Genomic DNA, 12869 nt, shown 5'->3' with positions numbered 1-12869 from the left:
AACCGATCATTGGACCAAGGAGTCTTCCATGTATCAACTGAAAGAGGTCACCAAGACCTACACTCGTCGCGATGAAACCGTGACCGCTCTTGATCACTCGAACTTAGAGATTGCCGACAATGACTTTGTTGCCATTGTCGGCCCCAGCGGGAGTGGAAAAACAACCATGCTCTCAGTTCTGGGGGGGATGATGGCCCCTACTTCGGGGCAAGTCATACTCGATGGACAATCCCTGTATGACCTTTCGGTAGACGAACGGACTGCCGTTCGAGGAAAGAAAATCGGATTCGTGTTTCAAGCCTTCAACTTGATCCCGTATCTCTCCGCTTGCGAAAATGTGCAGGTTCCCTTGTTACTGTCGGGAAAAACCCTTGATGAACAACGGCAGCGTGCTCTGGAAATGCTCAACCGTGTCGGGTTGGCTGATCGGGTCGATCACAAACCCAATGAACTCAGTCAGGGACAGCAGCAGCGTGTTGCCATGGCTCGTACTTTGGCGAATGATCCACAAATCATTCTGGCTGACGAACCGACTGGCAATCTTGATTCGGAAACCCGTCAACAGGTGATGGAATACCTGACCGAGTTCCATCAGGATGGTCGCACGATTGTCATGGTAACCCACGACCGCGACTCCGCAGCCTACGCGAAAAGAACAGTTCGCCTGATCAACGGAGTTGCTACGGACGCGAATGATGCAAGAGCCGCGTAGTCAAAACTCCCGATCCATCATGGACCACCGTGTTGCAAGTCTGGCGAGATCCTCACAAAGCACAGAGCTTGCACACGGATCGGGGATCGGGGATAGCTGTGTTTTGTCATCCGGTTTCTCCAAGCAACTTCACAGGCAACTGTTTAATGGCTCTCGCACCGATGCGATTCACCCATTCGATTTCATCACGATTGATCGCGATCTCGAGATTCGGGAAGCGAGTAAAGAGTCTTTCGAAAGCAATCTCTGCTTCGGCGTGAGCGAGTTTCTGTCCCAGGCAGACGTGCATTCCGGTCCCGAAGGCAACATGCGGATTCGGGTTGCGGTCGAGATTAAAGTCGTCTGGATCATCGAACTTGGCGGGATCATGATTTGCTGCCATGAGTAGCGGCATGATGACTTCGCCACGCTTTAAATGTTGTCCGAAGAAGTCCAAGTCCTTCGCGGCATAACGCGGCTTAGTCGTTTCGACAGTTGAGTTGAAACGCAACAGCTCATCGACAGCAGTCAATGATTTTGACCAATCGTTCGTCCATGCCTGTTTTTGCTGCGGATGTTCAAAGAGTGAATACAAACCGACGGTCAGTAGATGCACGGTTGTTTCATGCCCTGCAAGCAGGAGTAGAAACACCGACGAAAGCAACTCATCCTTATCTAATTGATGCCCCTCAGCTTCGGCTTCGATGAGTGCTGAAATCATGCCGGGCTGTGGGTTCACGCGATATTGATCGATCAGTTTTTGCAGGTACGAATTGATCTTTGAGACACCACGCAACCCCGTGAGGATATTTAACGGATTCTTCAGGTTGCTGAACTGGGTCATCATCGTGCCCCATTTATGAAACTTCAGCCGATCTTCTTGTGGTAGCCCCAACAGTTCACCAATCACATCGAGAGGAAATGGGCGCGCAAAATCCTCAATGAAATCGACGACCCCATTATTAATGTCTGCTTGTTCTTGAAGCCCATCGAGATGTTTATCGACAAGTTCAGCGATCCTTGGACGCAGGGCATCAATACTTTGCTGCATGAATGCCGACTCCACCAGTTGCCGCAGTCGACGGTGATCCGGTTCGTCTTTTGTCAGCATGTTGACGGCAACACGTTTGAGAGAACTCGGCATCCACCACTTCAGGCCAGCCATCTTCTTGCGACCAGCGTTGTCCGGCTGGACAACGAATTCATCCTTGCTTCGTAACACCCTGAGCGCTGCTTCATAAGTTGTCGTCACCCAGACTTCCCCGATCAGGTCCATCTTGACTTTGAAAACAGTTCCAACCTCTCGCATCGCTTTCAGAGTCGGACGTGGATCGCGTTTGAAGTCTTGTGAAGTTAAGTCGAAGTCGTGAATTTTCATTGGGGTAAACATCTCATTCAGCTTTCACCAAACAACGATCCAATTCGTGTTGCGATCTTGCCAAATTCCAGATAAAAAATGCACCAGAACTGCCGACCGGGCCGAAATTGAAATGAACATGGCTGAGGCCGGTTCGTTGATCTATTACGACCTCTCACCCACTGATTCTCTGATCCCCTCCGATCCCTTTTCTGTCATCTTAGAATCAAATCACGCACCGTCATCCCGAAGTTCGTGAGAACGACGAGCCGGGAGCAGATGACACTGCTTGCTTGAATGTGGGATTTCTGGGGCAACACTTGCTGACATTCAATCGACCACATTGATCAACTGACGTTGCTTCAGTCGCCCGTAACGGTTTTCGCCGATCAACCAGACTTGCATCTTGTTCGCATTCTGCATGATGCTCGCTGGAATGGTCACCTTTCCAGCCTTGCGATCCTCCTCAGTGATGAACACGTTGTGTTCGTCAGCACCATCACTCGAATTCTTGAAGTAGACAATAATCGCATTCATATTGTCGGACGTAAGTTCGAGTTCCAAAGGCGTTCCTCGCGAAACCTCGGGAGCTGGAAGCTTAAAGTCGAGTTCGCAGACTGCGAACTCGCACGCCTGGCTCAGCGATCCATCCTGAAGCACGCAATGAGCCGTGTAATCTCCACAAATGTCGAAGGAACGTTCGACAACACCCTTACCCGGATTCGCGATCTCTTCAACCACTTCGTCACCGCGTTTAATGACCAATGCGACAACTCCCTGCTTATCGCGATCCATAACATTAAACTTCACGGCCTGCCCTTTGAAGTAGGGGACCCAGTCGCCGCGATCGAGCAATAACACACGGTTGATCTTTGGCGTCGCTGAATCTTCCTCGTAATTTGGGAAAAGAAATGACTCAGCCTTGTTGCCACCGCGCCAGGCGTCGAGGTCTGTGATGCGGTAGAGCTCTCGATTTCTGGCAGCGAGATGCGCATTAAACGCTTTTGAACTACGCAATGTGTTGCTGGTGGTTTGCGGTCGACTCTCTTCGACACGGACATGCGTCACCTTGCCAGCTTCATTGCGGACCACTTCCGTCACCAATTCAACATGAGAACCACCATTCTTTTTCTTCGGTGGCGTATAGATGACATCGCCGGGACTTGCAGCTTGAGCTGTTTGCGGTTCAACAATCGTCACACCATCGCGAAACTGAGGGCCATGAATTTTACTGACATACCAGATGCCACATTGCAGGGCATAGCTTGTGTAGGAGGAGCAGACTTTGCCGTAATAGCATTCCGCGTTCGACACCTTGCCGTAAAGATTTTCCGTGTAAAGAACGCTCTCTGGATTCTCAACGGCAGCGAGGAATGTCTTCAGAAAAATATCGAAGCCGATGTATCGACCGACGTGCTTGACGCTCGAGTAGGGGACTCCTGAGTATTCCTTCCCAGCTGTGAAATGACCGCCTCGCTTAGGCATGCCATCAGCAACCGGTGTCCACTTCACACGAGACATGATGCGAGCATACTCGATCGACTTCTCTTGCCAGGTAAACGGACTGCTCACCTTGGTTTGATCAGGTTCGCCGGCCACCAAGTCTAGAGAAACGAAGAAGCAAGATAATCCGGCAAACAAAATGTGCGTCGTGATTCTCATTATGGATTCGTTTTCAAATTGAAGGATCGATCATTAAGAGATGTCATTGCTTTTGATTGAATTGAGTAGCAGTGCCATCAAAGCAGCACACGCATCAATTTATTCCTTTTCGACATGAATATGCAAATGCCCGATAGCAGGGACTCCATATTCATTCAGCCGTTCAACTCGCACGATGTAATCTCCTGGTTTGTCGTACTGATGAGTCGTCGTCGCATAACCATTGGGTGAGAGTTTCACGGCGTTACCATCTGACTGAACAGTGACTTCCGGGCTTCCGTCACCGAAGTCCCAGACTTCTTTTCCATGAGTCGTGTTGAACGTCCGGACTTTGAAAGTGATATCATCACCCGGTTTGACTCCCATGCTTGGGTAGTAGTTTGGATGAATCGACGGGGTCTTCCGATCAGGATGGTCTGGGTCAGCGACGACGACCGGGGCAATGTCATAACCGACGTTCCCCGCTGAGTCGGTGACTTTCACGATTTCGCTGTAGCGCCCCGGTTTCGGATACGTTCTCTTCAGACTCGCCCCCGCTCCTGTTGAGCCATCATGAAATGTCCACTCAAACTTTTCGATATCGTGCGATCGACTCCATGATTTTGATGCATCGAGCACTACGGAATCGCCAGCCCAGACAGAATGATGCGGACGGGCGACAGCGATCAGTTCGGGTTGATATTGTTCGACGTATGCATTCCAGAGAAACGCATAGCCTTCCTGAGTTCCCCACTGGCCCGATGGTTGTCGAGATTTGATTTCAAAGTGCAAATGAGACCAGCCACCGCTTCCGCCTTCTTTCCCCAATAATCCAATCCGGTCACCCATTTGAATCCGCCGACCCGGCAGCAGGTTCTCGTCAATCTCCTTCAAGTGGCTGTACCGATAATACCAGCCTCTGGAATCGAGAAGGTAAACGACATCGTAACGGGGAGAAACTGGAGTGTTCTGCTTATGTCCTTCGAGAACCAGATCGCCCACGGAGACAACCAGCCCGTCGGTGGCTGCGATAACTTCCACCAATCCTTCACTTCCGCCGATGTCGAGACCACTATGGTAGTAGATGGTGCGCTCCCCCGGTTGGTCGCCACCATCCACAAAGACCGGGACATTGGCCATCTGTGTATCCGTGGCAAACCATTTCTGTTTGACCGGATACATAAAGGTCCCTGGTTTGATGAGTGGAGACTCCGCTGGCCACAATCGTAATCGGACATCCTTTTCCAGTCCCCACGAACTTGACCGCCCGTTGGAGTTGTACCCCTTCGTGACTGAACAATCGATTTGCACACCGCCAACGGTGATCGGAAGGTTGTAGGTTGCCGAGACGAGTGTCGCCCGCTCACCGTTCACTTCCACAACAACCTCTGCGCGACGTACTGCAAAGCAAACATTATCGCGAGCCTCTTTCAGTTCAAGGACTTTGACATGTGCCTGCGAGCCATCGCAAAGCTTCACATCGACTGCTTCCTTCAGATTTAAATCCACGACGCGGAGAAGTGGTTGCAACTGCGCTGTTTGTTCTTGAGCCGGAGCAGGGGAGTTCAACGCAAAGAAAACGAGTAGTAGACAAGCGACGGATTTCATGATTGGTCCATTTTGGTCCATTGAGGAATTTCAAACTTCATGGTAGGCGATGAGGTCGGAGAATTCATGCATTCTTTGACGTACCTCAAAGCGTACGTTATATGCACGATCTGTCGTCTTTATAAGAGCAGATTGAAGAGGTTCGTTGGAATTCTCTCTCGATGTCTCGATCATTTAACACGCCGCTTTTGTCTCGCCCCAGCAATGGCTAACTTCCTTTACTCACGACGGGCCTACTCATACGATGGCGACCCACCTGTTGATGTAACGTGCAAATTCAGTTTTCCGGATTCTTTTCCGAAAGGACAATCTCATGCGACTATTATTTTCAACCTCCGTTCAGACACTCATGCTTGGTGTGCTGACTTGTGCTCTCAGCGCGACTGCCACAGCGGCTGACGAATACGAGTACGACCTGGTTCACTCTTCAGTCAGCTTCAAGGCACGACATCTCGACATCAGTTGGATCCATGGTCGATTCAACGACGTCTCCGGCAAGTTTTCTCTTGATCGCGAGCAGCCATCCAAGTCTACGTTCGAATTAACAATCAAAGCTGACAGCATCGACACCGCCAATAAAGCTCGCGACGAACACCTCAGACAACCCGACTACTTTGATACAAAGCAGTTTCCCACAATCACATTCAAAAGCACCAAAACAAAAAAGATCGAGGGTGGATACGAAGTGACGGGTGATTTTACGATGCACGGAAAGACTCAAGAAATCACACTCGTTTTAATGGGTGGTAAAGAACATGACTTCAAGGGAACAAAACGCGTTGCATTCTCAACCGAATTAGCGCTCAAGCGCAGCGACTACGGTTTCGATAAGAGAGCAATTGGGCCAATCGGCGACAAGGCACTGATCATGATTGATTGTGAAGGTGTGAAAAAGTAACCGATGCCTGAGCCGCTGCTATACCTTAAGTCAATCGGGGCAGCCTCCATCGCTGTTGTTATGTCCATCCTGATGCTGCTGTCATTGCGAAGGACGCAAGACAAATTGTGGCACACTTCGGTCTGTGTCATCAGCATTGCAATTGGCGTCTCAATCGGGTTCCGAGTCATGTCCTGGCAATTCGCCTGGCCCCCGATGAACGGGATGGACCGTTTGATTGAAATTGTCATCCCGGCCACACTTGCCATTGAGTTGTTCGCAGGAAACCAGCGCGTACCACGATGGTGCGTGTGGTTCTTGCGGATCAGTCTCGCCTTAGCGATACCTCGAATTCTGCTGCATGGTTCCGTCTATCTGAGTGGGGCTGACGTTGAGTGGACCGCATGGCAGGCAGCGATAGCACTGACTATGAGCAGCGGGTTACTTGCAGGCGTTTGGGGATTGCTTGACTGGCTCTTCAATCGTTCTCCAGGAGCCTCAATTCCACTTGCATTGTGTCTGGCGATGCCGTGTGCTGGTGCGGCAGTGATGATGTCGGGTTACATCAAAGGTGGCGCTGCTACAGTCCCGCTGACTGGAACACTTACCGCAGCGACCATCATGACAATGCTGATCACCAATCGCTTGCACCTCTCGACATATTCCGGTGGTCAAGCAATCCTTGGAATTGGAGTCGTGAGTCTATTCGGAGTGTTGTTCATTGGATGTTTTTTCGGCAGACTCTCGACCTATTACGCACTGACCATTCTGGCTTCCCCAGTACTTTGCTGGGCGACTGAACTTTCATATTTTCGAAACCGGAAGCGGGGGATAGTAGGAGCCCTCCGAATCGTTCTGGTCTCGATCCCGTTGGTCACTGTGCTGGTCTTGGCGAAGCTTGATTTTGACCGCCACATGGCTCCCTTAATGGGAAACGAAGTGCAAGCAATCGATTTCCAGAAATCGATTGCTTGAAGTTCTCACAGGAGACCCTGCCTCATTTCCCACAGCCTCTTTTCTCCCTGTCCTTTTCCACGACGCACAGAACCTGAGCACCAATTCGAAAGACGCTCTCGATGCGCATGAGTTGACTGATGCGTTGCTGAGGACCGCCGTTTGAATTCTTCACAACTTCGTGTTCCCCGGTCGCTGCACGGGGACGACCTTGACAAGAGGTTTGAGAGTCACTCCGGGATCGGATAGAATACCCTCATATAAGAGAATTGGATTAGATCGTTGAGGGGTTCATGAGTGTTGATTCGAGTTTAGAGATGGAGGAATGTGATAGGGACGAAAGTGCCCGAATCGCTTTAAAAGAAGCTGGGGCCTCGATCGAAAGGGACGACTACGACCGAATTGTGCGACTCAGTTTTTCCGGAACGAAGTTTTCGGATGCAACGATGGCGCACGTTGTCACTTTAAAACACCTCACAGAGCTGAACCTGAGCAGCACACAGGTCACGGATGCTGGCCTGAAGGACGTACATAAACTCAAACAGCTGCGTTACTTAAGTCTATCAGGCACGATGGTTGGCGATGCCGGAATCAAGCATCTGAAATCGATGCCAAAATTACAGATTCTGATCCTCTCAAAATCTAAAGTGACAAACTCTGGACTGGCGACACTCGCTAAGCTGAGCGGGCTGGAAGAGCTTTATCTGGCGAGAACCGGAACTTCACAGGCAGGTCTCAAACATCTCGCCGGACTCACTCAACTTACGGCTCTCGGTTTGACGGCAACTCAAATCAACGATGATGGATTGGTCCACCTCAAGAAGCTTAAAAAACTCAAAACGTTGCTTTTACGTGACAATAAAATTTCGGACGCGGGGCTGAAACACCTGAAAGGCCTGACAAAAATTCAGCGGCTTTGGCTAAGAAACACGCAAGTCACAGACGAAGGCTTGAAGTACATTGAGAAAATGACTCAGCTGAATTGGCTCGAACTTGATGAGACGCAAGTCACCGACAGCGGACTGGCGTCCATAAAGCTGATGAAACAGCTCGAAACGCTCAGCCTTCGAAGTTGCGATATCACAGACAGCGGTTTGCCGAAACTGAAAAGCTTAAAAAATATCACTTCGTTGTGCCTGACAAAAACCGGTGTCACCCCAGCTGGTGTGAAAGAGCTGCAGGCTCCTCGTCCTCAATGCCAGATTGAGATTTAATTCAAATCGGGTTATTGGCTGTTTGGTTTTCGGATTTCCGAACCAATTCCACCGATGACATCTTCAAGCAGCGGGAAACCGTGGTTTCCCGCAATAACAATCGAATGGAGTTGCCTGCTCGAATGTCAATGTCACTGATAATGTGGCAGGGAGAGGTTATTCTGCGGTCTGGCGAATGATTTCGACTCCACTCAAAACTGCTTGCCCGACATGATTCGGCAAGCGAATCTTCAAAGCTTGTCCGATGGGGACATCTCGATATTCACGGACAATAGTCGATCGCTTCTGACCAGCAGTTGCAACGATGTCGAATTGTTCTTCGACAAGTTTCCCATTAAGTTCAACCCCGAACAGACGCTCACCAACTTCTGTTTCTGCCGGTTCAGCAAAGTAAAGTCGAACGGTATGGGGATGAGTGGGATGCGAGTCCTGTGCCATCAGCGGATCACTCGTTTCCACAACAAGACGAGCCGCCATTTTCCCGTTGCCACTAAACGACTTGGCGACACGTTTTCCAGAACCGGAAATGACAAATGCGACTGCATTTCCCTGCTTCCAGTCTGGTCGAGCAATCACTTGTCTTAAGATCGAAGCCAAGTTCGGAGTTCGTTGTTCTTCGAGTGCTCTATTGACTTTATCCCATGGTGCAGGTTGCCAGGAAACTTGACTCTCGAGAAGTTGACGTCGACTGATATTCTTCGACTGATCCAAAAATGTCTTGGCGTTGCCAACATTTTCAATCCCAATCGTCAGTTTGGTCTCTTCATTATTCGTTTCGTCAGAAGTGAACTGAATGTATGCGTTGTCGATGGAAACGGATTGAGGTAAGGAGACGTTTTCGAATCGAATACCGACGATCTGAGTTTCCTTATCAAGAGTGAGTTCCAAATCGCTACTTGTGAGGTTGACATCTCCCCTGGGGTCCTCTTCCGCATCGTCACTCGCCTTCGAGACAGCAAAAGAGAGTCCATCCGAATCGGTTTTGATCGACAACGGAATCGTAATTGTTTCGGCGTTGAGAACTCCTGAAGCGCCGACCCATGGAGTCGCAGGGCCATCAAACTTGAGTGTATTATTGTGATAGTATTCGACGTCACCAGTCACCTGAACATCGATATTCGCTGACTCACCACCAACGACAGGGTAATCCAGCCAAAGCGTCCCATTGGAATCGGTGCGATCGCCGGGAGAACCAAAATTAATGCCAATTCGTTCAATGCTATCGCCCGGCTTGCTGAACTTCGCAGTATGGTTCACCGTCCACATATCCATATCAGGCATATGAATGAGCGCTACTGATGTTTGATTTTGGTAGCTGCAACTGCACGTCCGGGTATAATCCGGAGCGTTCAACACGCCATTGGCGACGACGAGATTGGAAGTGCAACCAGATTTGAAACCACCTAAGTTCCCGGTCCCACTCATGGTTTGCATGTCGTAGTATCCAGCAGCACCAGAGCGAAAGGTCAGCAGATTTTCGCTCGCGATGACCGTGTTGCATCCGTAAGAACGACAGATTTGCCAAACCTGCTCTTTCTGCGTAATGGGATTGACGATGAATTCAGGTTCACCAGTCAGCAAGCTAAACGTCCCCGATGAAGGTTGGTACGAATTGGCGTTCGTAAGAATCGTTTCATTGTGCAAAATACAAGGTCCGGCGTAGGCTCGGTCAGCAACATACCACTTCAATTGACCATCCTCTCCGTGGTAGACCGCCATTCCCTGGCCCACTTCCGACTTCAGACGATCACTCGCTTTTGCCCCGGCTTGCAACAGGAGTTGATGTTTCTCGGAATATCCGAGCCATGTTCCAAAAATGTTTTCAGTCACTTCCCAGAGTTCTTTTCCGGTGCGAACATCGGTTGCGATAATTCGATAGGTCTCGGGAGGAGTTCGCCCACGGCGACGCAGTTTATCCTCGATTGGCTTTTGCAGCTTATCGAGACAAAAGACTTTGCCATCACCTGCAACGATCGCATTGTGCAGGAAACTGTGTCGCGCCTCGATTTTCCATAACTGTTCGCCGGTGTGGCGATTGAAGGCAACAAGTCCCTGGCTTGCAGAGCGATCCAGACTTTTGGAACCAAATCCTTTTGAATTTCTTGACAACTTACTATCGCTCTCCTCGAAGGAAAGGCTCAGTCGTTCACCATAGTTTGCGAATCCAATTCCACCGAATAAAACATCTTCGTAGACCCCGATGAATCCCCACTCATGTTGCTGACCATCTCTCGCTGGAGGAAGCGTGATTTCAGAAAGCATTTCGCCAGTTTCCACATCGAGTACATGGCAAGAGTCACCGATTGCAAGATAGATCGCCTCTTCGGTGGCGACGTAGTTCGTTCCCCGTCCATTTGCCCCAGGAATATGAACCTGGTTGTAAGCTGTATCGAGCGGTGTGTCTTTGTATGTTGAGTCATAGTAAACGTCGAAGGTTCCCAAGTCTTCAAATTCACGTTTCCATATCACTCTGCCGGTGTAGACGTCACGACAACTGAGCGAGTTCATACCTTGGATGTAAAGCCGCCCACTCACAACTTGCTCCGGTGGAGCGTGACTATGTCGCGGCAACACGTCCATGTTTGAATTCCCACCAAACCAGAGCAACCCCAAGGGAAGCTTGACCCGTGAGTCATTCGACTTGACTGTATTGGCGATGTCTCCGTATTGATGCGTCCAGTCCGCTGCCCCTGTCAACGCTCCAACCCGGCGAGCAACCATGAAGGGGGAAGATTCCTCCACGGAGACATTTTCGAGTTTCGCCGCTTCGCATGCGTCAGCGAGAGTCTGTCCCAACGATGGATGAATGGCCACCAGGCAACCGCCGTATGGTCTCACTGACTCATACGCCTGGCGAAGGAGATCCTGGTCCGTCTTAACAACCTCCACCTGGTTCCCGTCAATTACGACGAGTGGTGCAATGTAAGGTGGAGCCTGAAACGAATCGATCGTCCCGTGATGCACAGCGATGCGCTCTCCGTAAACGCCAGCAGCATCGAACTCTCTTCTGAGGCGTTCGACCTGTTGTTGATCTTCGAGGACAAGGACAATCTGGTATTCCGATTCTTGCAAGACCGATTGCAAGAGTTGCTCATTCTCCAGACCGTACCAGAGAACAACCCCGCTGTTCATCGTGGATTGCTTTATCAACCGCTTCGTCAAGTCTGAAGATTCATTTGAAGGCAATGGCTTGACGGCTCTCTCCGTTTTTTTGACGTCTCCTGCATCCTCTCCGAAGCACATGATCTGACCATTCAGATTCACAGCGAAGAGACGCTGACTCGCAGCCAAAAGCCTTACGACTTGTTCATCAATCGGTTGTGTCCAGACAACTTCCGGCTCACGGTTCTCGTTGTTCAACTGGATGGCTGTAAGTTTGCCGCCTCCGGCAGCGTAAAGTCGATCACCTGATTGAATCAAATCTCCCGAAGCATCAACGCCTGACAACTCCCACACAACTTTTTTTGCCTCATCGAAGGCTTTTACCTTGCTCGTACCATCAGCTGTATAGACGAAGTCTGACGAGAGAACAGGTTCTGTGACTCGAAACGCGGTCTTCTTTCCTGTCTTCAAATCGTAGGACCGTACGCCTCTTTCCCGTGTATGCACATAGAATTCATCATCGCGACCGATGACAAACGATCCACCGTTTCCTTTGCCACCTGCATTCAGATCAAAGTACTTGAACGCACCAGTCCTTCGATCAAGCGCAGCGGGAACGCTCCGACCTCCCGGAACGAGAAGAGTCTCTTCGACGACGCTCATTGTTCCCTGGGGCGCCACGCCAGCAAAAGCTGGCGCGCTATGCGGTTGTTTGATGTAGTGAGCAGCGGTGCTGTCGTTGACCCAGCGTACGGCCCCAGACTCGGCGTCCAATGAATAGATGAAAGTTCCCATAAACGGCCAGATACTGGCAGCGAAGTAAACTGAATCTTCGTGGACCACAGGCCCGCCTCTCGCTGGCCAGGCGGAGATCACTCTTCTATTCCCAATCACTTTCCGCTCGGATGGACCACCTCGGAATTTCCATTTTTCACTACCATTAATCGCAGAGACACAATACAGATGACCATCGTCGCTTGTGAAAAAGACGACATCTCGCCAGGCAACTGGTGCAAAGCGGATCGGACCTGATGTGTAAAACGTCCAGAGTTCATCACCGCTCTCGACATCGATTGCAACGATTTTGTCGGAATCGTTGTACGGCACGAACATACGACCATCTTTGACGACCGGCTCAAAGATCCGATCGTACTGCATGACATCATTATTCAGTGGATCATCCCAGGCTTGCCTCCTTGGAAGATCGGTGCGAGTCCATTGCAGCGACAATTGGTCTGGCAATGAATCCGGCGATGATGCGGAATGCCCAGGACCGAAACGCCATTGCGGCCAGTCATTCGCCTGAATCGTTGTAGTCAACGAAAGTAGAAATGCGAGGAGGACGGATCTACGCTGATAGGTACTGATAAGCATGGAACAACTTCAACAAATTTGCGAGAAAGCAGAATCACCCACAAGGCTGAT

At 50.3% G+C, this 12869-nt stretch carries 8 protein-coding genes; 4 read left to right on the top strand and 4 right to left on the bottom strand.

Annotated features, from left to right (window positions below; genetic code table 11):
- Nucleotides 1-28: 28 nt before the first annotated feature.
- On the top strand, nucleotides 29-712 hold the full coding sequence (locus Mal48_RS07325; RefSeq protein WP_145197539.1) for an ABC transporter ATP-binding protein: 684 nt from the start codon (nucleotides 29-31) through the stop codon (nucleotides 710-712).
- Between the two features lie 106 nt (nucleotides 713-818).
- Here Mal48_RS07325 and Mal48_RS07320 read toward each other — a convergent pair whose 3' ends face one another.
- From Mal48_RS07320 to Mal48_RS07310, 3 genes are all read right to left on the bottom strand, one after another.
- Nucleotides 819-2069, bottom strand: coding sequence for a cytochrome P450 (locus tag Mal48_RS07320; RefSeq protein WP_197442140.1), 1251 nt, complete (start codon nucleotides 2067-2069; stop codon nucleotides 819-821).
- Nucleotides 2070-2378: 309 nt separating this feature from the next.
- Nucleotides 2379-3710, bottom strand: a complete 1332-nt coding sequence (locus Mal48_RS07315) for a hypothetical protein (protein WP_197442139.1) — start codon at nucleotides 3708-3710, stop codon at nucleotides 2379-2381.
- Nucleotides 3711-3809: 99 nt separating this feature from the next.
- The gene (locus Mal48_RS07310; RefSeq protein ID WP_197442138.1) at nucleotides 3810-5297 is read right to left on the bottom strand and encodes a PKD domain-containing protein; all 1488 of its coding nucleotides are present in this window, start codon (nucleotides 5295-5297) and stop codon (nucleotides 3810-3812) included.
- Between the two features lie 313 nt (nucleotides 5298-5610).
- Between Mal48_RS07310 and Mal48_RS07305 the strand changes: the two genes are divergently transcribed.
- From Mal48_RS07305 to Mal48_RS07295, 3 genes are all read left to right on the top strand, one after another.
- Entirely contained in the window at nucleotides 5611-6195 is a 585-nt protein-coding gene (locus tag Mal48_RS07305) for a YceI family protein (protein ID WP_145197533.1), read from the top strand.
- A gap of 3 nt (nucleotides 6196-6198) precedes the next feature.
- Nucleotides 6199-7149: a hypothetical protein gene (locus tag Mal48_RS07300; RefSeq protein ID WP_145197531.1), complete on the top strand. Its 951-nt coding sequence runs from the start codon at nucleotides 6199-6201 to the stop codon at nucleotides 7147-7149.
- Nucleotides 7150-7421: 272 nt separating this feature from the next.
- A complete protein-coding gene (locus tag Mal48_RS07295; RefSeq protein ID WP_145197529.1) occupies nucleotides 7422-8342 on the top strand; it encodes a leucine-rich repeat domain-containing protein in 921 nt (306 codons plus the stop codon).
- Nucleotides 8343-8498: 156 nt separating this feature from the next.
- On the opposite strand, the gene Mal48_RS07290 is transcribed toward Mal48_RS07295, so the two are convergent.
- The gene (locus Mal48_RS07290; RefSeq protein ID WP_145197527.1) at nucleotides 8499-12818 is read right to left on the bottom strand and encodes an outer membrane protein assembly factor BamB family protein; all 4320 of its coding nucleotides are present in this window, start codon (nucleotides 12816-12818) and stop codon (nucleotides 8499-8501) included.
- Nucleotides 12819-12869: the final 51 nt, after the last annotated feature.

Source organism: Thalassoglobus polymorphus (genome assembly GCF_007744255.1).
GTDB lineage: Bacteria > Planctomycetota > Planctomycetia > Planctomycetales > Planctomycetaceae > Thalassoglobus > Thalassoglobus polymorphus.
The sequence above is the reverse complement of the archived record's forward strand: the minus strand, read 5'-3'. Positions and strand labels throughout refer to the sequence as shown.

What these genes read in the sequence shown, in the direction of transcription:
- Mal48_RS07300 (WP_145197531.1), top strand. Translation starts at nt 6,199, where the DNA reads ATGCCTGAGCCGCTGCTATACCTTAAGTCAATCGGGGCAGCCTCCATC.
- Mal48_RS07295 (WP_145197529.1), top strand. Translation starts at nt 7,422, where the DNA reads ATGAGTGTTGATTCGAGTTTAGAGATGGAGGAATGTGATAGGGACGAA.
- Mal48_RS07325 (WP_145197539.1), top strand. Translation starts at nt 29, where the DNA reads ATGTATCAACTGAAAGAGGTCACCAAGACCTACACTCGTCGCGATGAA.
- Mal48_RS07315 (WP_197442139.1), bottom strand. Translation starts at nt 3,710, where the DNA reads ATGAGAATCACGACGCACATTTTGTTTGCCGGATTATCTTGCTTCTTC.
- Mal48_RS07310 (WP_197442138.1), bottom strand. Translation starts at nt 5,297, where the DNA reads ATGAAATCCGTCGCTTGTCTACTACTCGTTTTCTTTGCGTTGAACTCC.
- Mal48_RS07290 (WP_145197527.1), bottom strand. Translation starts at nt 12,818, where the DNA reads ATGCTTATCAGTACCTATCAGCGTAGATCCGTCCTCCTCGCATTTCTA.
- Mal48_RS07305 (WP_145197533.1), top strand. Translation starts at nt 5,611, where the DNA reads ATGCGACTATTATTTTCAACCTCCGTTCAGACACTCATGCTTGGTGTG.
- Mal48_RS07320 (WP_197442140.1), bottom strand. Translation starts at nt 2,069, where the DNA reads ATGAAAATTCACGACTTCGACTTAACTTCACAAGACTTCAAACGCGAT.